The sequence below is a fragment of the Pseudomonas carassii genome (assembly GCF_036324045.1).
Lineage (GTDB): Bacteria > Pseudomonadota > Gammaproteobacteria > Pseudomonadales > Pseudomonadaceae > Aquipseudomonas > Aquipseudomonas peradeniyensis.
The window spans coordinates 18,650-38,489 of record NZ_JAZDCT010000001.1; the positions used below are offsets into that span (position 1 = coordinate 18,650).

Below are 19,840 nucleotides of genomic sequence, written 5' to 3' on the forward strand. Positions count from 1 at the left end.
CCATGCCCACCTCGCAGCTGGCCGAACCCGGCATCCGCATCGGCCTGGCCGACCTGATCGACATGCGCCACCGCGTGCGCGAGATCCAGCTGTTCTCCCGGCCCGGCCAGCGCAGCCCGCTGGTGGGCCTGCACCACTCCAAGCTGCGTGGCCGCGGGGTGGACTTCGACCAGGTGCGGGTCTACCAGGCCGGCGACGATGTGCGCAACATCGACTGGCGCGTCACCGCGCGCACCCAGGAGCCGCACACCAAGCTCTTCCACGAGGAGCGCGAGCGGCCGATCTTCATCATGGTCGAGCAGAGCCAGCGGCTGTTCTTCGGCTCCGGGCTGATGTTCAAGTCGGTGCTGGCGGCCCAGGCCGCAGCCCTGTTCGGCTGGGCGGCGCTGGGCCACAACGACCGCATCGGCGGGCTGGTGTTCGGCGACAGCGAGCCCCACGAGATCAAGCCGCGGCGCAGCAAGCAGAGCCTGCTGCAACTGCTCAACCGCCTGGCCAAGGTCAACCAGGCCCTGCACACCGAGGCCGTGCCGCAGCCCGACAGCCTGGGCCTGGCCCTGCGCCGGGCGCGCGAAGTGCTGCGCCCGGGCAGTCTGGCCATCGTCATCTGCGACGAACGCGCCCTCAGTGCCGGCGTCGAGCAGCACCTGGCCATGCTCTCACGGCATTGCGACGTGCTGCTGATGCCGGTCAGCGACCCGCTCGACCATGCCCTGCCCGCCGCCGGCCTGCTGCGTTTCGCCCAGCGCGGCGCGCAACTGGAACTCGACACGCTGGATGCCAACCTGCGCCAGAGCTATCGCCAGCAGGCCGAGGCGCGCATCGAGCGTTGGGAACTGCTGGCGCAGAAACTGCGGGTGGTGCTGATGCCATTGAGCACCCAGAGCGAGATGATCGAGCAACTGCGTGAGTACCTGAACGCGCAGCGCCCCGGGAGTGCCCGATGAATCCGCTGGACCAGCTGCAACCGCTGATCGCGCCGCCGGCCATCGGCCTGTGGCCGCCCGCGCCCGGCTGGTGGCTGCTGCTGGCCCTGCTGCCGCTGCTCGGCTGGGGCGCCTGGCGCCTGCGTCGCTGGCGCCCGGGCAAGCGCAAGGTGGTGCGCGCCGAACTGCCGCTGGACCCGATCCGTGTCGAGGCCCTGGCCGAGCTGGCACGCCTGCCACGCCCTTACGACGGCGCACCGGCCGGCGCCTGGCTGCAGCAGATCAACGCTCTGCTCAAACGCCTGTGCCGTAACCAGTACCCCGGCGCCAACAGCCACACCCTCAGCGGCCGGAAATGGCTGGCGTTTCTCGACAACCGCTGCCCGGCCGCCGGCCTGACCCGCTGGATGGTACTGGTCGAAGGCACCTACAAACCCGAGTGCAAGCTCGACGACAAGGCCATCGCCGGGCTTGCCCAGGCGGTCGAAACCTGGATCCGCAAGCATGTTTGAACTGGCCTGGCCGTGGATCTTCCTGCTGTTGCCGCTGCCCTGGCTGGCGCGCCTGGCGCTGCCCGCCGCCGACAGTGGCGAGCCGGTGCTCAAGGTGGGCTTCCTTGATGAACTCGAAGGCCTGGCCGGGCGCCGCGCGCGGCTGAACCTGCCCACCTGGCGTCAGCAGGCGCCGTTCATCCTGATCTGGCTGCTGCTGTTGCTGGCCGCCGCCCGCCCGCAGTGGCTGGGCGATCCGCTGCCGGTGTCGGCCAGCGGGCGCGACCTGCTGGTGGCAGTGGACGTGTCCGGGTCCATGGACTTCCCCGACATGCAGTGGAAGGACGACGAGATCAGCCGCCTGGACCTGGTCAAGGCGCTGATGGGCGACTTCCTCCAGGACCGCCAAGGCGACCGCGTCGGCCTGATCCTGTTCGGCAGCCAGGCCTACCTGCAGGCTCCGCTGACCTTCGACCGGCGTACCGTGCGCACCTTCCTCGACGAGGCACAGATCGGCATCGCCGGCAAGAACACCGCCATCGGCGACGCCATCGGCCTGGCGGTCAAGCGCCTGCGCCAGCGGCCGGCGCAGAGCCGAGTGCTGATCCTGATCACCGACGGCGCCAACAACGGCGGGCAGATCCACCCGCTGACCGCCGCCCGCCTGGCCGCCCAGGAAGGCGTGCGTATCTACACCATCGGCATCGGCGCCAACCCCGAGGCCAGCGGCACGCCGGGCCTGCTCGGGCTGAACCCGAGCCTGGACCTGGACGAAGCCTCGCTCAAGGAGATCGCCGAGATCACCCACGGCAGCTACTTCCGCGCCCACGATGGCGCCGAGCTGGGCGCCATCGGCGACACCCTCGACCAACTGGAACCGGTGGCTCAGCAGCCGACCCAGGCACGCACCGCCCATGCCCTGTACGCCTGGCCGCTGGCCCTGGCGCTGCTGCTCAGCGTGCTGCTGGTGGTGGCCGTGCAGTGGCCGGACAACCTGTTGCAACGCCTGCTGCGCAAGCCACGCTTCCTGCAGCCCCACCCAGAATGGCGCCAGCGCCTCAAGCGCCTGCGCCTGAGGAGGCGGCGATGATCGAACTCTGGCCCCAATGGCTGCGCCCGCTCTGGCTGCTGGTGATCCCTCTGCTTGGCTGGCTGCTGTTCAAGCTCTGGCACCGGCGCAAGCGCGCCGGGCGCTGGCAGCTGATCCTGCCGCAACCGTTCCACGCGGTCTTGCTCGGCGGCGGCAGCGGCAGCACCAGCAAGCTGCCGTGGATCGCCCTGGGCCTGGCCTGGCTGCTGATCGTCCTGGCCCTGCTCGGGCCCAGCTGGCAGCGCCTGGAGGAAACCCGCCAGCGCCCGGCCGACCCGCTGGTGATCCTGCTCGAGCTGACGCCGCAGATGCTCGCCGAGGACAGCACGCCGAACCGCCTGGAACAGGCCAGGCGCAAGATCCTCGACCTGCTCGAGCACCGCCGCGACAGCCAGACCGCGCTGATCGTCTACGCAGGCTCCGCCCACACCCTGGTGCCGCTGTCCGATGACCTGGGCACCACGCGCAACCTGCTCGAGGCCGTCGACCCGTCGATCATGCCGCAGCCCGGCCAGCGTGCCGACCTCGCCGTGCACAAGGGCCTGGCCCTGCTCGCCCAGAGCGGTCTCGGCCAGGGTCGCCTGCTGCTGATCGGCTCGTCATTGAGCGAGCCGGAGCGCGAAGGCATTCGCCAGGCCCTCGGGCGCCAGGGCCCGAGCCTGCTGATGCTGGGCGTCGGCAGCGCCGAGGGGGCGCCGGTGCGCCAGGCCAATGGCGAATACCTGAAGGACGACCAGGGCGGCATCCTCCTGCCACGCCTGGACAGCGCCTCGCTGAAGAGCTTCATCGGCTCGACCGGCGGGCGCTACCGCCACGCCCGCATCGACGACCTCGACCTGCGCGGCCTGGGCCTGTTCGACAACCCGCGGCTGCTGCACAACGATGGCCAGACCCTGCAACTGGACAGCTGGGCCGACCAGGGCTACTGGCTGCTGCTGCCCCTGCTGCTGCTCGCCGCCTGCGCAGGCCGGCGTGGCTGGCTGTTCTGCCTGCCGCTGCTGCTGGCCTTGCCGCAACCGAGCCAGGCCTTCGAGTTCAACGACCTGTGGCTGCGCCCCGACCAGCAGGGCCAGCGCCTGCTGAAGCGGCAACGCCCGGCCGAGGCGGCCCGCCACTTCGAGGACAGCCAGTGGCGCGGCATGGCCCTGTACCAGGCCGGCGATTTCGAAGGCGCCGCCGCCGCCTTCGCCCAGGCCGGCACCGCGGCCGCCCACTACAATCGAGGTAACGCCCTGGCCCACGCCGGCGAACTGGAGGCGGCGCTGGACGCCTATGAACAGGCCCTGGAACGCCAGCCCGACCTGAAGGCGGCACTGGACAACCAGGCCCTGGTCCAGCAACTGTTGCAGCAGCGCCAGGCCAGCGCCGAGACACAACCGAACAATGCCGATGCCCAAGGCACCCCCGGCAACGAGACCGAAGGCAACAGCAGCTCGACCAGCAGCCAAGCCCAGGGCACGCCCGGCAGCGACGAACAGGCCCAAGGCCAGCAGAACGGCGACAACCAGGGCAACACCCAAGCCCCGCCCGGCGCTGCCGGCGGCGATGACGACAGCCTCACCCAGCCGCCCCAGCGGCCGCTCTCCACCAGCCTCGACGCCGAACAGCGCCAGGCCCTGGAACAATGGTTGCGGGAGATCCCCGACAATCCATCGGAACTGCTGCGGCGCAAATTCTGGTACGAACAGCAATTGCATCAGGAAACACCACGATGAGTCGCCTCGGCGTCTTTCTCCTAGGCCTGCTATGGGGCCTCGCGGCACAGGCCGAACCGATCCTGCAGGCCAGCGTCGACCGCACGCGCCTGGAAGCCGGCGAAACCCTGGAGCTCACCCTCGAGAGCCAGGACGTCACCCAGTTCGGCAAACCCGACCTGCGCACCCTCGAACCCGACTTCGAGGTGCGCGGCACGCGCCAGCTCAACAGCCTGCACACCCTGGACGGCGAGACCCGCGCCAGCACCCGCTGGATCATCACCCTGCTGCCCCGGCGCAGCGGCAGCCTGCGCATCCCCGAGCTGCAGCTGGGTCAGTCGCGCAGCCAGGCCATCGAACTGCAAGTGCAGCAGGCCGACAGCCAACGCCCGGACGCGGCGGCGCAGGTGTTCGTCGAGGCCACCCTGGACAGCAGCGAGGTCTATGTCCAGGCCCAGGCCGTGCTGACCCTGCGCATCTACCATTCGGTGGCGCTGTACGACGACAGCAGCCTCAGCCCGCTGCAGCTGGAAAACGCCAAGGTCGACCCGCTGGGCGAGTCGCGCACCTACGAGAAGGACATCAACGGCGTGCGCCACGGGGTGATCGAGACCCGTTATGCGATCTATCCGCAACAGAGCGGCAGCCTTGAAGTGCCGCCGCTGCGTTTCACCGCCACCGCCGCCGACAATGGCGAACAGCCAGCCGGCACGCCGCGGGTCGGCCGCCAGGTGCAGGTCAGCTCGCTGCCGCTGCGCCTGACGGTCAAGCCGATCCCGGCCAGCTACCCGGCCGACCGCCCCTGGCTGCCGGCCCGCAGCCTGACCCTGGAAGAGCACTGGAACCCCGACCCGGAGCGTCAGCCGACACAAATTGGCGACTCGCTGACGCGCAACATCACCGTACGCGCCGAGGGCCTGTCGAGCACCCAACTCCCGCCACTGCCGGCCACCGAGGTCACCGGCCTGCGCCGCTACCCCGACCAGCCGTTGCTACGCAACGAGATCGGCGAGCGCGGCATGGTCGCCAACCGCGAGGAGCGCGAGGCGCTGGTGCCGACCCACGCCGGCGACCTGGCCCTGCCAGCGCTGGAGGTGACCTGGTGGAACACCCGCGAAGACCACCTGGAGCACAGCAGCCTGCCGGCCCGCACCCTGAACGTGCAGGACAACCCGGCGCTGAGCGCCGACACGCCAGTCGGCGGCGGCAACCTGAGCCCCGGCCCGCTCTGGCCCTGGCAGCTGGCCACGCTGGTCCTGGCCCTGACCACCCTGCTCGGCTTCACCCTGTGGTGGCGGGCCCGCTCGCAACCGGCGGTGCTGCGCGCGGCACAGACCGGCCCGAGCCCGCGCACGCTGCTCGACGACCTCAAGCGCGCCTGCCAGGCCAACGACCCGCAGGCCACCCGCCAGGCGCTGGACGCCTGGGCCCGGCAGCAGCCGGAAACCCTGGCCGAGATGGCGGCGCGCTTCGTGCCGTTGTCGGATGCACTGGACGGGTTGAATGGGGCGTTGTACAGCGAGAGCGGGCAATACTGGCACGGCGACGAGCTATGGCGAGCGATCGGCGCGATTCCGCCGGCCGAGCAGGTGCTGGCGCCCTCGGGCGACGCGGGTAGCCTGCCGCCGCTGTATCCCAAGTAGCCTCATCGCGGGGCAAGCCCACTCCCACGGCCCCGCGATGAGTTACCATAGCGCCCTAATCCAAACGCCCCCTGCCGCCCACCCAACGGATCTTCCATGCGTCTGTTTCACACCTCCGACTGGCACCTGGGCCAGAGCCTGCATGGCCAGGAACGCGATTTCGAACACGCCTGCTTCATCGACTGGCTGCTCGGCCAGCTGCGCCTGCGCCAACCCGACGCGCTGCTGATCGCTGGCGACATCTTCGACACGGTCAACCCGCCGGTCAAAGCCCAGGAGCGTCTCTACGACTTCATTGTCCAGGCCCACGAGCAACAGCCCAAGCTGGACATCGTGATGATCGCCGGCAACCACGACTCAGGCTCGCGCATCGAGCTGCCGGCGCCACTGATGCGCCGCCTGCGCACCCACGCCCTGGGCCGGGTGCACTGGCTCGACGAGGGCCAACTGGACACCGAGCGGCTGCTGATCCCGTTGACCAACGCCCGTGGCAAGGTCGGCGCCTGGTGCCTGGCCCTGCCCTTCCTGCGCCCCGCCGAAGTCACCGGCCCCGCGCTGGGCGACGACTACCTGCAGGGCATCAACCAGGTCCATGAGCAACTGATCGCCGCGGCGCAGAAGAAGCGCAAGAAGGACCAGGCGCTGGTCGCCATCAGCCACGCGCACATGGCCGGCGGCAGCATCTCGGAGGACTCCGAGCGCAGCCTGATCATCGGCAACGCCGAAGCCCTGCCGGCCAAGTTGTTCGACAAGGCCATCAGCTACGTCGCCCTCGGCCACCTGCACAAGCCGCAGAAGGTCAACCGCGAGAACCGCATCCGCTACAGCGGTGCGCCGATCCCGTTGTCGTTCGCCGAGATCAACTACCCGCACCAGGTCCTGGAAGTGGAGCTGGACGGCGCCGAGCTGGTCAGCGTCGAGCCGCGTCCGGTGCCCCGTGCGGTCGCCCTGCAACGGGTCGGCCCGGCGCCATTGGGCGAATTGCTCGAACAGCTCGGACAACTGCCGGTGATCGACCTGCTCGAAGACCCCAACCGCCAGCCCTGGCTGGAGGTGCGGGTGCGCCTGGACGAGCCACAGCCCGACCTGCGCCAGCAGATCGAAGGCGCCCTGCAGGGCAAGGCCGTGCGCCTGGTGCGCATCAGCGCCGAATACGCCGGCAGCGGCCGCGCCGAGGACGACGAGCAAGCCTTCGTCGAGCTGGCCCAGATGACCCCGCAGGACCTGTTCGGCCGTGCCTGGGAGCAGGCCTACGGCAACCCCGCCGACGACCAGGCCCTGGCCGATTTCGCCGAATTGCTGCAGGACGTCCTGCAAGAGGAGGAGCAGGCATGAAGATCCTCGCCATCCGCCTGAAGAACCTGGCCTCGCTGGCCGGCCCGATCGATATCGACTTCACCGCCGAGCCCCTGGCCAGCGCCGGCCTGTTCGCCATCACCGGACCCACCGGCGCCGGCAAGAGCACCCTGCTCGACGCCCTGTGCCTGGCGCTGTTCGGCAGCGTGCCGCGGCTGAACGACATCGCCCGGGAAGCCAAGGTGCCGGACGCCGACGGCGAGATCCCCACCTCGGATCCGCGCAACCTGCTGCGCCGCGGCACCGGCAGCGGCTTCGCCGAGGTCGATTTCGTCGGCATCGACGGCGGCCGCTACCGCGCCCGCTGGGAAGCCAACCGCGCCCGCGAAAAGGCCAACGGCAAGCTGCAGAACAGCCGCCAGAGCCTCTACGACCTGGACAGCGAGCAACTGCTGGGCAGCGGCAAGAACGAATACAAGCAACTGGTCGAGGCGCGCCTGGGCCTGAACTTCGAGCAGTTCACCCGCGCGGTGATGCTGGCCCAGAGCGAGTTCGGCGCCTTCCTCAAGGCCGACGACCGTGAGCGCAGCGAACTGCTGGAAAAACTCACCAACACCGCGATCTACACCCGCCTGGGCCAACGCGCCTTCAGCAAGGCACGGGAAACCGGCGAGGTTCACAACGACCTGAAGAAACAGGCCGAGCACCTGCTGCCGATGGAGGCCGAAGCCCGCGCAGCCCTCGACCAGGCACTGGAACAGGCCCAGCAGCAGTTCAAGGCCGAGCAGACGCGCCAGCGCCAGCTGGAACAGCAGCGCACCTGGTTTGCCGAACAGCAGCGCCTGCAGGCCCAGCACAGTGAAGCCGGCACGGCCCTGCAAAACGCGGAACACGAATGGCAGCAACTGGCCGAACAGCGCGTCGACCTGCAACGCCTGGAGCGCCTGGCGCCTCAGCGCCACCAGTTCCACCGCCAGCAGCACCTGGCCGGGCAACTGGCCCCGGTGCTGGCCGATATCGACCAGCAACAGCGCCAGCAAACCGAACTGCAGCAACACACCGACGCGCTACAGCAGGCCCTGGAAACGGCCCGCCAGCACCTGGTCCAGCACCAGGCCCTGCACGGCGAAAACGGCCCGCGCCTGCGTCAGGCCTTCGCCGCCCAGGGCGACCTGGCGCGCCTGGACAAGGAGCTTGCCGAACAACGTGAAGCCTGCACCCAGGTCGAACAGGAGGTCGGTGCAGCCCTGCAGCAACTGCAGCAGCTGGAAGACAACCAGCAGCGCAGCCTGCAGCAACTGGCCCGGATCGACAGCGCGCTGGCCGAAAGCGAACCACTCGGCAGCCTGGCCGACGCCTGGCAAGCCTACCTGCCGCAACTCAAGCAGGTGATGCTGATCGGCGGCCGCCTGGCCAAGGGCCGCGAAGAGCTGCCCGGCCTGCAGGCCCAGACCAGCCAGGCAAACGCCCAGCTGCAAGCCCAGCGCGAGCATTTCGAGCTGCTGTTCCGCGAGGCGGGCGCCGAGCCCCAGGCGCTGGCCGAGCAGATCGACCTGCTCGGCGCCATGCTCCAGGACAACCGCAGGCAGCAACGCGCGGTCGAGGAACTGTCGCGCCTGCATGGCCGCGAAATGGAACTGCGCAACGGCCTCGATGCGCTGCGCGAGCGCCAACAACAGGCCATGCAGCAGCGCCAGCAACTGATCGGCGAAGGCACGGCGGCCAAGGCCGAACTGGAAAACGCAGAGCAGGCGCTGACCCTCACCCGCCAGTTGCTCGAGCGCCAGCGCCTGGCGCGCAACACCAGCGTCGAGGAACTGCGCGCCCAGCTGCGCGATGGCGAGCCCTGCCCGGTGTGCGGCAGCGCCGAGCACCCGTTCCATCAACCCGAGGCGTTGCTGCACAGCCTCGGGCGCCACGACCAGGCCGAGGAAGCGGCGGCGCAACAGCAGGTCGAACAGCTCAATACCAGGCTGGTGGAGCTGCGCACCCAACTGGGCGTGGTCAACGCCCAGTTAAAGGACTACCAGCAGCAACAGCAGCAGTTGGGCGAGCAGTTGCAGCCCGTGCTCGAGCAGGTCCAGGCCCATGCCCTGTGGCCAGCGCTGGCGCCGCAGGACGACAGCGCCCGTGGCAAGTGGCTCGACGGCCAACTGCGCCGACTCGGCGACGAGATCGACCGCGACGAGAAACGCCAGGGCGCCCTGCTCGCCCTGCAAAAGGATGCTGCCCGCCTCACCCAGCAATTGCAGGCCGCCGGCGAAGCCCAGCGACAGGCTCAGCAGCACCTCGACCAGCAGCACCAGGCCCTGGCCGCCGACGAGCAGCAACTCGCGCAGGCCCTCGAAAGTCTCGAAAGCGTGCTGCCCCCGGACATTCTCCAGGCCCTGCGTGACGATCCGGCCAATGCGTTCCTCGGCCTCGACCAGCAGATTGCCCAACGCCGTCAGCAACTCGACCTGCGCAAGGACGAGCTGGAAGAACAGCAGGCTCGCCAGGTCCAGCTGGACAAACAGCGCGATCAGCAACAGGCACGCCTGCACAGCCAGCAGCAGCTGCAACAGAAGCTCGCCGTGCTGGACGAGCAACGCCGGCAGGCCCAGGCCACCCTGCGCGAGCTGCTCGGTGATCAGCCCAGCGCCGAAGCCTGGCAGCAGCACATGGACACCCAGCTGGAGCAGGCCCGCACCGCCGAGGCAGACAGCGCCCGGCAACTGCAGGCGCTGCACACCCAAGGTGTGCAACTGGCCGGCGAGCTCAAGGCCAACCAGCAACGCCAGCAGGCACTGGAGCAGGAACACCAGCAGTTGCAGGGCGAAATCGCCCAGTGGCGCAGCGAACACCCGGAGCTGGACGACGCCGGCCTCGACCGCCTGCTGGCCATCGACGACAGCCAGGTGAGCGAACTGCGCCAACGCCTGCAGGCCGCGGAAAAAGCCGTCGAGCAAGGCCGCGTGCTGGTCCTGGAGCGTGAGCAACGGCTGCAGCAACACACTGCCCAGGCCCACGGCGAGCTGCCCGTCGAAGCGTTGGAAACCGCCCTCGCCGAGCTGGCCGCACAGCTGGCGGCCCAGGAGCAGCAATGCGCCGAGCTGCGCGCCCAACAGGCCGAGGACCAGCGCCGGCAACAGGCCAGCCAGGCCCTGGCCGAACAGATCGACCAGGCTTACCAGCAATGGCAACGTTGGGCACGCCTGAACCAGCTGATCGGCTCGGCCTCGGGCGATGTGTTCCGCAAGATCGCCCAGGGCTACAACCTCGACCTGCTGCTGCACCACGCCAACAGCCAGTTGCGCCAACTGGCCCGGCGTTATCGCCTCAAGCGCGGCGGCAGCGCCCTGGGCCTGCTGGTGCTGGATACCGAGATGGGCGATGAGCTGCGCTCGGTGCATTCACTGTCGGGCGGCGAGACCTTCCTGGTGTCGCTGGCCTTGGCTCTGGGCCTGGCGTCCATGGCGTCGAGCACCCTGCGTATCGAATCGCTGTTCATTGACGAAGGCTTCGGCAGCCTCGACCCCGAGTCGCTGCAACTGGCCATGGACGCCCTCGACGGTCTGCAGGCCCAGGGGCGCAAGGTGGCGGTGATCTCCCACGTGCAGGAGATGCACGAACGCATTCCGGTGCAGATCCAGGTGCGCCGCCAGGGCAATGGCCTGAGCGACGTGGAGGTGTGCGGGTGATCCTCTACTCGTTCCGCCGCTGCCCCTGGGCCATGCGCGCGCGCCTGGCCCTGCGCTACGCCGGCTGCGACGTGCAGGTCCACGAGGTGAAGATGAAGGAAAAGCCGGCCGAGCTGCTGGCACTGTCCCCCAAGGGCACGGTGCCGGTGCTCGATACCGGGGATGCAGTGCTGGAGGAAAGCCTGGACATCATGCGCTGGGCGCTCGCCCGACACGACCCCGAGGACTGGCGCCTGCAGGCCGACCCCGCCGCGGCGCAGCAGGCCGAAACGCTGATCGCGCGCAACGACGGCACCTTCAAGGCGCAGGTGAACCTGTACAAGTACGCCGAGCGCTACCCCGAGCACACCCGGGCGCACTACCGCGCCCAGGCCGAGCCCTGGCTGGCCGAGCTGGAATGCCTGCTCGAAGGCAGACCCTACCTACTGGCCACTCACCCAAGCCTGGCCGACGCCGCCTTGTTGCCCCTGATGCGCCAGTTTGCCGGGGTCGAACCCGAATGGTTCGCCGAGGCTGCTTATCCGCGATTGCGGAGCTGGTTGCAGGGCTGGCTGGCATCGCCGCTGTTCAAGGCCGTGATGGCCAAGTGAGACAGCGTGTCGCTCAAAGCGCCAGGATCGGCGCGGACATCAACAACAGCACTACCGCCGTGATACGCCACATCATGCTCTGCCCCTTTGGCGAGTCAAAAATTTAGCGTCAAATTAAATCACATGGCTTTGTGCTATTACCAATGCCTTTACACACTCAATTGGCATGCTTGCTCAAGGCCGCGTGGAAATGCGCGCTCTGTTGAAGGTATTTCTGGGTGTAGCTGTGGGTGTTGGACGCCTTGGCGCTTTGCTCCAGCTGGGCATGGGCCGGCAGGACGACGGAGGCGGAGATGGCGGATGCGGCGATGACCGGGAAGAGATTGAAGTTCATGTGGGCTGACCTCGACTTCGGTGATTGACGTTGGCCCGTCGGGGGCCTTGGGTCAAAACTTACGCCGATGCGTCTGCCTGGAAAAATTCATTGCAGCAGTAGCGAATATCACCCCCATCGATAATTGGACGCACGCCCCCTGTAGGAGCGGCCTTGTGTCGCGAAAGGGCCGCAGAGCGGCCCCAGGATTTCAGCGTTTGGCATCAATCGCCGGGGCCGCGTTGCGGCCCTTTCGCGGCACAAGGCCGCTCCTACAGGAACTTGAGATCCGAAGGCGCCTGCTGGGGCAGCTTCTGCACCGTCTCACCCAACTTGCCGCTGCGCGGATCGCGGCGCATAACCACGATCTGGTTGCTCTTCTGGTTCGCCACCAGCAGGTAGTTGCCATCCGGATCGAGGGCAAACTCCCGGGGATGATCGCCCTCCACCGAACGGCGCTGCAGCAGGGTGAGCCGGCCATCGTCCTTGCCCACGGCATACACCACGATCTCGTTGGTGGTGCCACGGTTGCTGACATAGAGGAAACGCCCATCAGCCGACAGGTGCAGGCCGCCAGCGGCCTTCGCCGCAGCGTCCGTGCTTTCGGTCAGCGGCAGGCGCTGGCGCTCGGTCAGCGCGCCGTCACGCACATCGAACACCACCACCTCGGCGCTCATCTCCAGGGTCAGGTAGGCATGCCGCCCCTTGGCGTCGAACAGCAGGTGACGCGGGCCGCTGCCAGGCGGCAACTCGACCGCAGGCGGGATCGCCGGGCTCAGCGGATGCTCGGGGCTGGCGCCGTCGTAGCGGTAGATGAACACCTTGTCGGCGCCCAGGTCGCTGGCGTACAGGTGGCGGCCATCGGGCGACAGCACCAGTGAATGCACATGGGCACCGGCCTGGCGTTCGGGGTTGACCTTGCTCGGCGCATGCCGGGTCTGTTGCACCACCGGCTTGAGCTTGCCGTCCCGGGCCACCGGGATCACCACCAGGCTGCCGCCGGGGTCGGGGGCAACGGCGTAGTTGGCGACGAACAGGTAGCGCTGGTCGTGGCTGAGGCTGGCGTGGGTCGGCTCATCACCCTGGCTGGGCACCTGGTTCAGCAGCTTGATCTCGCCCTGCTTGCCCAGCGAGAAACTGCTGACCTGGCCCTTGGGCGTTTCATTGACCGCGAACAACTGGCGCTGGTCGGCGGACAGCACCAGCCACGAAGGGCTGACGCTCTTGACCACCTGCCGGGGTGTGGCGTCGATCTGCCCCGTGCGGGTATTGAAGTCGTAGCGGTAGATCCCTTCGCTGCCGTTGTCGGTGTAGCTGCCCACCAGCAACGTGGCGGCCTGGGCGTTGACTGACAAAGCCATGAGGCTAGCGGTCAGCAGGCGTGTCCATTTCCTGTTCATCGTCTTCTTCATCCGGGGCACGAAAAGCACTCATACAGACTAGACGATGCTCGCCTTCGTCACTGGCCAGGCTCCAGTCGTCGCCCGTGCCGGTGGCGGCGGCGACCTGGTCGGGGGTGAAGTTCCAGCGACGCAGCTGGCGGCCGTCCATGCATTCGATGGTGAGGCCGGATGCGTCGAAGGTGAAGTCGAAGGCGTGCAGGCCGTCGATCAGGAGCATGTCGCAGGATGCGAGGGCGGTGGCGAGGGTGGTCATGGAGGCACCGATTGAGAAAAATGGCCGCCATTATACGCATCGCGGGGCAAGCCCGCTCCCACGCCAGGTAGGTCGTGGGAGCGGGCTTGCCCCGCGATCAGGCCTCGGTCAGTGAGCGAAGATCGAACCACCCTCCTTGCCCGCCAGCTTCTCCGGCTTGATCAGGAACCGCGCCAGCGCCGGCAGCAGCCACAGGGCGCCGAACATGTTCCACAACAGCATGAAGGTCAGCATCAGGCCCATGTCGGCCTGGAACTTGATGGCCGAGAAGATCCAGGTGCACACGCCGATGGCCAGGCACAGGCCGGTGAACAGCACCGCCTTGCCGGTGGAGCGCAGGGTCTCGTAGTAGGCCTCCTGCAACGGCAGGCCGGCGCGCAGGAAGCTCTCCAGGCGGCTGTAAATGTAGATGCCGTAGTCCACGCCGATGCCCACGCCCAGCGCCACCACCGGCAGCGTGGCGACCTTCACGCCGATGCCCATGAACGCCATCAGCGCGTTGCCCAGCACCGAGGTCAGCACCAGCGGCAGGACGATGCACAGCGTCGCGGCGAAGGAGCGGAAGGTGATCATGCACATCACCGCCACGCAGATGTAGACCAGGATGAGGATGGTCAGCTCGGCCGACTTGATCACCTCGTTGGTGGCCGCCTCGATGCCGGCGTTACCCGCCGCCAGAAGGAACTGCAGGCCGTCCTTGTTGTGACTGTCGGCAAAGGCCTTGGCCGCGGCGGTGACCCGCTCCAGAGTCTCGGCCTTGTGGTCGTTGAGGAACACCAGCACCGGCGCCAGCGAGCAGTCGGCGTTGTACAGGCCGTCGGCGCGGGCGATGGAGTTGTTGAGGATGTCCGGGTTGCGCGACAGGGTCTCCCATTTCAGGCTGCCCTCGTTCATGCCCTTGATGACCTGTTTCGACACGGTCACCAGGGAGATGGTCGACTGCACCCCCGGGGTGTTGTCCATGGTCCACATCAACTCGTCGATCGGCGCCATGGTCGAGTGGATCGAGCAGCTCTCGGCCGGGGTCTTGACCATGATCACCAGCACGTCGGAACTGGTCGAATAGTTGCTGATGATGAAGCTGTTGTCCTGGTTGTAGCGCGAGTCCGGGCGCAGCTCCGGCGCGCCCTGGTCGAGGTCGCCGATCTTCAGGTTCTGGCTGTACCAGAGGCCGCCGGCGAAGGCCAGCAGCGCCAGCACCACCGACACCGGCGCCACCTTGGCGCTGGCGAAGTTGGACAGCAGGCGCCAGAACGGGTGTTCGCGGGTGGCGTCCTTCTTGCTGCGGGCGATGGCCTTCTGGCTGATGCCGACGTAGCTGATCGCCACCGGCAGCAGGATCAGGTTGGTGAAGACGATCACTGCCACGCCGATCGAGGCGCCGATGGCCAGTTCGCGGATCACCCCGATGTCGATGATCAGCAGGGTGATGAAGCCCACGGCGTCGGCGAGGATGGCGATCATCCCCGGCAGGAACAGCTGGCGGAAGGTACGCCGCGCCGCGGTCAGGGCGTTGTCGGCGTCACTGGACTGCAGGGCGATGCCGTTGATCTTCTGCACCCCGTGGGAGATGCCGATGGCGAAGATCAGGAACGGCACCAGCATCGAGTACGGGTCCAGGCCGAAGCCCACCGCATGCATCAGGCCCAGCTGCCAGACCACCGCCACCAGGGTGGTGATGAGCACGGCGATGGTGCTGCGGATGCACCAGGTGAACCAGTACAGCAGCGCCCAGGTGATCACCAGCGCCACGCCGAAGAACATTGCCACCATCACCAGGCCGTCGATCAGGTCGCCGACCTTCTTGGCGAAGCCGACGATATGGATCTTCACGTCGGGGTTCTGCGCCTGGAACTTGTCGCGGATCTTCTCTTCCAGCTGGTGCGAGAACTGCTGGTAGTCGAGCTTGACCTGGCGCCCCGGGTCCTGCGGGTCGGGGTAGCTTTCCAGCAAGGGGATGTCGATGATGCTGGACTTGAAATTGTTGGCCACCAGGCGCCCGACCTGGCCGGACTTGAGCACGTTGTCGCGCAAGGTGTCGAGGCTGTCCTGGGAGCCGTTGTAGGTATTGGGGATCACCTCGCCACCGGAGAAGCCTTCTTCGGTGACCTCGCTCCAGCGCACGCTGGGGCTCCACAGCGACTTCAGCCCCGCGCGGTCGACGCCGGGGATGTAGAACACCTCGTCATGGATCTGGCGCAGTGTCTCCATGTAGTCCTTGTCGAAGATGTCACCCTTGGTCGACTCCACCGACACACGCACGGTGTTGCCGAGGTTGGCCAGGTCGTTGCGGTGCTCGAGCATCTGTTCGATGAACGGATGCTGCAGCGGAATCATCTTCTCGAAGCTGGTGGAGGGGCGGATCTGCGTGGCCTGCCAGAACAGGAAGATGCTCACCAGCACGCAGATGGCGATGACGATGGGGCGGTTGTTGAAGATCAGGCGTTCCAGCAGGGTGGCCTTGTCCTTGTGCTGCATGTCGAAACTCTCCCGGCTGGTCATGGACGCGCCTCCTGGGTACCGTCGGCCGAGGCCAGGTGCACGCCCCCTTGCCCGACCAGCAGCAGGCCGCCACCGCCCAGGCCGCTGACGCCCGACAGGGCGATGCGGTCGGCGCGGTTGCGCACGCTGAAGGTCTGCCCGTCGTCATGGCTGCGCAGCACGCTGCCGCCGTTGCCGACCAGCACCAGGCTGCCGTCTTCGAGAAGCGTAGCGCTTGCCAAGCCGAATTCGAGCGGGCCGCGGTCGGCCTTGAGCTCGATCGGCTGCCAGCTGTCGCCGAAATCGGTGGAGCGGAACAGGTTGCCGCGCAGGCCGTAGGCCAGCAGGGTGTTGGGCTGGGCGGTGCCGATCACGCCGAACAGCGAGCCCTCGTAGGGACCCTGGACCTTGGTCCAGCTCTGGCCGGCGTCGCTGGAGCGGAACATGCCGCCCTGCTCGCCGACGATGAACAGGCCGGCGTCCTTCACCAGGGTGATGGCGTTAAGGTGCAACTGGTCGGGGTTGTCCAGGCGCTCGGCGACATCCTGCCAGTGCTGGCCGCCGTCGAGAGTTTCCAGCAGGGCACCGTAGGCACCCACGGCGAAGCCGTGCTGCGGGTCGAGGAAGCGCACATCGAGCAAGGGGGCCTCGCGGGACAGGTCTTCGAACTGCTTGCTCCAGGTCGCGCCGCCGTCGCTGCTGGCGAGGATCTGCGCGTCATGGCCGACGGCCCAGCCGCGCTTGTCGTCGAGGAAGAACACGGCGGTGAGCAGTTGCCGGGTGGGGACCCGGGCCTGGGTCCAGGTCTTGCCCTGGTCGTCGGAGAACAGAATGTGGCCGCGATCGCCGACCACCACCAAGCGTTGCCCGGCGTGGGTGGCGCCGATCAACAGGCTCTGGCTGGCCTTGGCCGACTCCACCGAGTATTCCTCGGCGGCCACCGCCGCCAGGACTTGCCCGGCCCCGATACCCAGCGTCAGCGCCAGCATCGCGCTGGCCGCCAGGCTGTAGCGTGCCCTTGCCCGCTCTCTCATGACTGCCCCCTGTTGTGTTCTTGTGGTGGGTCAATCTATTGCCAGGCACTGCGAAAACCCTGTTCCAGAGCCCTGGAATAGCTTCAGGTCATCGTATCGGGGTTGTTCGGCGGAACACAACGAGCGGGACGTTATGTTTTGTTAACCATAAAAACAATTGGGGCCGCTGCGCGACCCTTTCGCGGCACAAGGCCGCTCCGACAGAGGCTCGCGGTCCCCTGTAGGAGCGGCCTTGTGCCGCGAAAGGGCTGCGCAACAGCCCCAATGTCTACCAGGCTTACGCCAGGCTCTTGCTCACCACCTCATACACATCGCTGGACAACGCCCCGGACGCGAGGATCCGCTCCAGCTCGCCCTTCATCAGCACCTGGCGCTTATCGTCATACTTGCGCCAGCGGGTCAGCGGTGCGAGCTGACGCGAGGCAATCTGCGGGTTCAGCGCGTTCAGCTCGATCACCAGGTCCGCCAGGAAGCGGTACCCCGAACCATCGGCGGCATGGAAGTTGACCAGGTTCTGCCCGGCGAAGGCGCCGACCAAGGCGCGTACCTTGTTCGGGTTCTTCAGGGTGAAGGCCGGGTGCTCCATCAACGCCTGGACCCGCGCCAGGCCGCCCGGCAGTGCACTGGCCGCCTGCACGCTGAACCACTGGTCCATGACCAGCGGGTTGTCCTTGAAATGCTCGGCAAAGGCTTCCAGCGCCTTGGCGCGCTCGGCCTCGAACGGTGAGTTGACCAGCACCGCCAGGGCGGTGAGGCGCTCGGTCATGTTGTCGCAGTGCTCGAACTGCTCCAGGGTCGCCTCGAGCACCGGCGCCTTGGCGGTCAGCATCAGGTACGACAGGGCGATGTTCTGCAGGCTGCGGCGGGCGAAATGCTCGGCCGAGGCCACATAGGCGGTCTTGCGCGAGACCTCGCGGTTGGCCTGGTAGCGCGCCCACAGGGCGTCGAACAACTGCTCGGCGATCTGCTGGCGGGCGAACTCGCGGGCGGCGTGGATCGCATCGACATCGGCCACCTGGCTGATCTCGGTGAGGTACGCCTCGCCCGGCAGCGAAAGCATCTCGGCAACCATGGCAGGGTCCAGCGCTTCGTTGCCCAGCACAGTGCCCAGGGCAGTGATCAGGCGCTGGTCGAGTGTGAGCGCTTCGCCGCGCTGGTGCTGGCCGATCAGTTCCTGCAGCACCTGCACCGACAGTTGCTGGCCCGCTTCCCAGCGGTTGAAACCGTCGCTGTCGTGCTGCATGAGGAACATCAGCTGGTCGCGGTCGTACGGGAAGCTCAGCTTGACCGGCGCGCTGAAGCCGCGCAGCAGCGACGGCAGCGGCTTGGCCTTGATCCCCTCGAAGGTGAAGGTCTGCTCGGCCTCGGTCACCGACAGCACGCGGCTGCTGCCGACGGCCTGCGCCTCGCCCACCAGGCGCAGCGGCAGGTCGTTGCCTTCGGCGTCCAGCAGGCCCAGGGCCACCGGGATCACGAACGGCAGCTTCTCGACCTTGTCCGGAGTCTGCGGGCAGCTCTGGCGGAAGGTCAGGCTGTAGGTCTGCGCGGCGGCGTCATAGGCCTCGCTGACTTCCAGGCGCGGCGTGCCGGCCTGGCTGTACCAGCGCTTGAACTGGGTCAGGTCGACGCCGTTGGCGTCTTCCATGGCCTTGATGAAGTCGTCGGTGGTCACCGCCTGGCCATCGTGGCGCTCGAAGTACAGGTCGCTGCCCTTGCGGAAGCCCTCGGCGCCCAGCAGGGTATGGACCATGCCCACGACCTCGGCGCCCTTCTCGTACACGGTCAGGGTGTAGAAGTTGGAGATCTCGATGAAGCTCGCCGGGCGCACCGGGTGGGCCATGGGGCCGGCATCCTCGGCGAACTGGTGGGTGCGCAGATAGGCGACATCCTCGATGCGCTTGACCGTGCGCGAGTTCATGTCGGCGCTGAACTCGGCATCGCGGTACACCGTGAAGCCTTCCTTGAGCGACAGCTGGAACCAGTCGCGGCAGGTCACGCGGTTGCCCGACCAGTTGTGGAAGTACTCGTGGGCGACCACCCCCTCGACCCGCTGGTGGGCAGCGTCGGTGGCGGTCTCGGCGCGGGCCAGCACACAGCTGGAGTTGAAGATGTTCAGGCCCTTGTTTTCCATGGCGCCCATGTTGAAGTCGTTGACCGCGACGATCATGAAGATGTCCAGGTCGTACTCGCGACCGTAGACTTCCTCGTCCCAGCGCATGGACTTCTTCAGGCTGACCATGGCGTGGTCGCACTTATCGAGGTTTTCCGGCTCGACATAGATGCGCAGGGTCACATCGCGGCCTGACTGGCGAACGAACGTGTCTTCCTTGCACCAGAGGTCACCGGCCACCAGGGCGAACAGGTAGGCCGGCTTCTTGAACGGGTCTTCCCAGGTCGCCCAGTGGCGGCCGTCATCACCCGGACCGCTGCCGACCGGGTTGCCGTTGGACAACAGCACCGGATAGCGATGCTGCTCGGCGATCACCGTGGTGGTGAAGGTGCTCATCACGTCCGGGCGGTCGAGGTAGTAGGTGATCTTGCGAAAGCCCTCGGCCTCGCACTGGGTGCAGAACATCTTGCCGGACTTGTACAGGCCTTCCAGCGCGGTGTTGCTCTCAGGGTGGATCTTCACGCTGGTGTCCAGGGTGAAGCGCTCGCTCTTCGGCTGCACGGTGAGGCTGTCGTCGTCGAGCTGGTAGTCGTCGGCGCCCAGCGCCTGGTCGTCCAGCTGCACGCTCAGCAGTTCCAGGTGCTGGCCATCGAGCACCAGCGGCGGCAGGCCGGCGCCGCGCTCGGGGTTGCGGCGCATGACCAGCTGCGCATGGACCAGGCTGTGGTCCTCGAACAGTTCGAAGGTCAGGTGAGTCTCGTCGATCAGGTACTCGGGGGCCTGATAGTCCTTGAGGTAGATCACTTGCGGTTGTTCGGTACGCATGGTGACGATCC

Annotated in this window: 14 protein-coding genes; 8 read left to right on the top strand and 6 right to left on the bottom strand. The window is 67.4% G+C overall.

Annotation, left to right across the window (positions count from 1 at the left end; all coding sequences use genetic code 11):
• The first annotated feature begins 2 nt into the window (after window positions 1-2).
• The 8 genes from V0R62_RS00065 (at window position 3) to V0R62_RS00100 (ending at window position 11,410) form a co-directional block, all read left to right on the top strand.
• Window positions 3-947, top strand: coding sequence for a DUF58 domain-containing protein (locus V0R62_RS00065; protein ID WP_330102249.1), 945 nt, complete (start codon window positions 3-5; stop codon window positions 945-947).
• Window positions 944-1,438 (top strand): DUF4381 domain-containing protein, encoded by a 495-nt coding sequence (locus V0R62_RS00070; protein WP_050706544.1) that lies wholly within the window; start codon window positions 944-946, stop codon window positions 1,436-1,438. Before V0R62_RS00065 ends, V0R62_RS00070 begins: the two co-directional genes overlap by 4 nt.
• Entirely contained in the window at window positions 1,431-2,507 is a 1,077-nt protein-coding gene (locus tag V0R62_RS00075) for a vWA domain-containing protein (RefSeq protein ID WP_186714801.1), read from the top strand. The genes V0R62_RS00070 and V0R62_RS00075 overlap by 8 nt, the downstream gene beginning before the upstream one ends.
• The gene (locus V0R62_RS00080; RefSeq protein ID WP_330102250.1) at window positions 2,504-4,222 is read left to right on the top strand and encodes a vWA domain-containing protein; all 1,719 of its coding nucleotides are present in this window, start codon (window positions 2,504-2,506) and stop codon (window positions 4,220-4,222) included. Before V0R62_RS00075 ends, V0R62_RS00080 begins: the two co-directional genes overlap by 4 nt.
• Window positions 4,219-5,844: a BatD family protein gene (locus tag V0R62_RS00085; protein ID WP_330102251.1), complete on the top strand. Its 1,626-nt coding sequence runs from the start codon at window positions 4,219-4,221 to the stop codon at window positions 5,842-5,844. The genes V0R62_RS00080 and V0R62_RS00085 overlap by 4 nt, the downstream gene beginning before the upstream one ends.
• 96 nt (window positions 5,845-5,940) lie before the next feature.
• On the top strand, window positions 5,941-7,179 hold the full coding sequence (locus tag V0R62_RS00090; RefSeq protein ID WP_096049703.1) for an exonuclease SbcCD subunit D C-terminal domain-containing protein: 1,239 nt from the start codon (window positions 5,941-5,943) through the stop codon (window positions 7,177-7,179).
• The gene (locus V0R62_RS00095) at window positions 7,176-10,820 is read left to right on the top strand and encodes an SbcC/MukB-like Walker B domain-containing protein (protein ID WP_330102252.1); all 3,645 of its coding nucleotides are present in this window, start codon (window positions 7,176-7,178) and stop codon (window positions 10,818-10,820) included. The genes V0R62_RS00090 and V0R62_RS00095 overlap by 4 nt, the downstream gene beginning before the upstream one ends.
• Window positions 10,817-11,410, top strand: coding sequence for a glutathione S-transferase (locus V0R62_RS00100; RefSeq protein WP_330102253.1), 594 nt, complete (start codon window positions 10,817-10,819; stop codon window positions 11,408-11,410). The genes V0R62_RS00095 and V0R62_RS00100 overlap by 4 nt, the downstream gene beginning before the upstream one ends.
• 157 nt (window positions 11,411-11,567) lie before the next feature.
• On the opposite strand, the gene V0R62_RS00105 is transcribed toward V0R62_RS00100, so the two are convergent.
• The 6 genes from V0R62_RS00105 to pepN form a co-directional block, all read right to left on the bottom strand.
• On the bottom strand, window positions 11,568-11,744 hold the full coding sequence (locus V0R62_RS00105; RefSeq protein WP_167388412.1) for a hypothetical protein: 177 nt from the start codon (window positions 11,742-11,744) through the stop codon (window positions 11,568-11,570).
• A gap of 251 nt (window positions 11,745-11,995) precedes the next feature.
• Complete coding sequence (locus tag V0R62_RS00110; protein ID WP_330102254.1) at window positions 11,996-13,123, bottom strand: lactonase family protein; 1,128 nt, start codon at window positions 13,121-13,123, stop codon at window positions 11,996-11,998.
• The gene (locus V0R62_RS00115) at window positions 13,089-13,379 is read right to left on the bottom strand and encodes a DUF5629 family protein (RefSeq protein ID WP_330102255.1); all 291 of its coding nucleotides are present in this window, start codon (window positions 13,377-13,379) and stop codon (window positions 13,089-13,091) included. Before V0R62_RS00115 ends, V0R62_RS00110 begins: the two co-directional genes overlap by 35 nt.
• Window positions 13,380-13,487: 108 nt before the next feature.
• The gene (locus V0R62_RS00120) at window positions 13,488-15,881 is read right to left on the bottom strand and encodes an efflux RND transporter permease subunit (RefSeq protein WP_110739072.1); all 2,394 of its coding nucleotides are present in this window, start codon (window positions 15,879-15,881) and stop codon (window positions 13,488-13,490) included.
• On the bottom strand, window positions 15,878-16,894 hold the full coding sequence (locus V0R62_RS00125; protein WP_330102256.1) for a WD40/YVTN/BNR-like repeat-containing protein: 1,017 nt from the start codon (window positions 16,892-16,894) through the stop codon (window positions 15,878-15,880). The genes V0R62_RS00120 and V0R62_RS00125 overlap by 4 nt, the downstream gene beginning before the upstream one ends.
• A gap of 277 nt (window positions 16,895-17,171) precedes the next feature.
• On the bottom strand, window positions 17,172-19,829 hold the full coding sequence (gene pepN / locus V0R62_RS00130; RefSeq protein WP_330102257.1) for an aminopeptidase N: 2,658 nt from the start codon (window positions 19,827-19,829) through the stop codon (window positions 17,172-17,174).
• Window positions 19,830-19,840 lie beyond the last annotated feature (11 nt).

Coding starts and splice junctions, on each gene's coding strand:
- V0R62_RS00065 (WP_330102249.1), top strand. CDS start 3: ATGCCCACCTCGCAGCTGGCCGAACCCGGCATCCGCATCGGCCTGGCC.
- V0R62_RS00070 (WP_050706544.1), top strand. CDS start 944: ATGAATCCGCTGGACCAGCTGCAACCGCTGATCGCGCCGCCGGCCATC.
- V0R62_RS00075 (WP_186714801.1), top strand. CDS start 1,431: ATGTTTGAACTGGCCTGGCCGTGGATCTTCCTGCTGTTGCCGCTGCCC.
- V0R62_RS00080 (WP_330102250.1), top strand. CDS start 2,504: ATGATCGAACTCTGGCCCCAATGGCTGCGCCCGCTCTGGCTGCTGGTG.
- V0R62_RS00085 (WP_330102251.1), top strand. CDS start 4,219: ATGAGTCGCCTCGGCGTCTTTCTCCTAGGCCTGCTATGGGGCCTCGCG.
- V0R62_RS00090 (WP_096049703.1), top strand. CDS start 5,941: ATGCGTCTGTTTCACACCTCCGACTGGCACCTGGGCCAGAGCCTGCAT.
- V0R62_RS00095 (WP_330102252.1), top strand. CDS start 7,176: ATGAAGATCCTCGCCATCCGCCTGAAGAACCTGGCCTCGCTGGCCGGC.
- V0R62_RS00105 (WP_167388412.1), bottom strand. CDS start 11,744: ATGAACTTCAATCTCTTCCCGGTCATCGCCGCATCCGCCATCTCCGCC.
- V0R62_RS00110 (WP_330102254.1), bottom strand. CDS start 13,123: ATGAACAGGAAATGGACACGCCTGCTGACCGCTAGCCTCATGGCTTTG.
- V0R62_RS00115 (WP_330102255.1), bottom strand. CDS start 13,379: ATGACCACCCTCGCCACCGCCCTCGCATCCTGCGACATGCTCCTGATC.
- V0R62_RS00120 (WP_110739072.1), bottom strand. CDS start 15,881: ATGACCAGCCGGGAGAGTTTCGACATGCAGCACAAGGACAAGGCCACC.
- V0R62_RS00125 (WP_330102256.1), bottom strand. CDS start 16,894: ATGAGAGAGCGGGCAAGGGCACGCTACAGCCTGGCGGCCAGCGCGATG.
- pepN (WP_330102257.1), bottom strand. CDS start 19,829: ATGCGTACCGAACAACCGCAAGTGATCTACCTCAAGGACTATCAGGCC.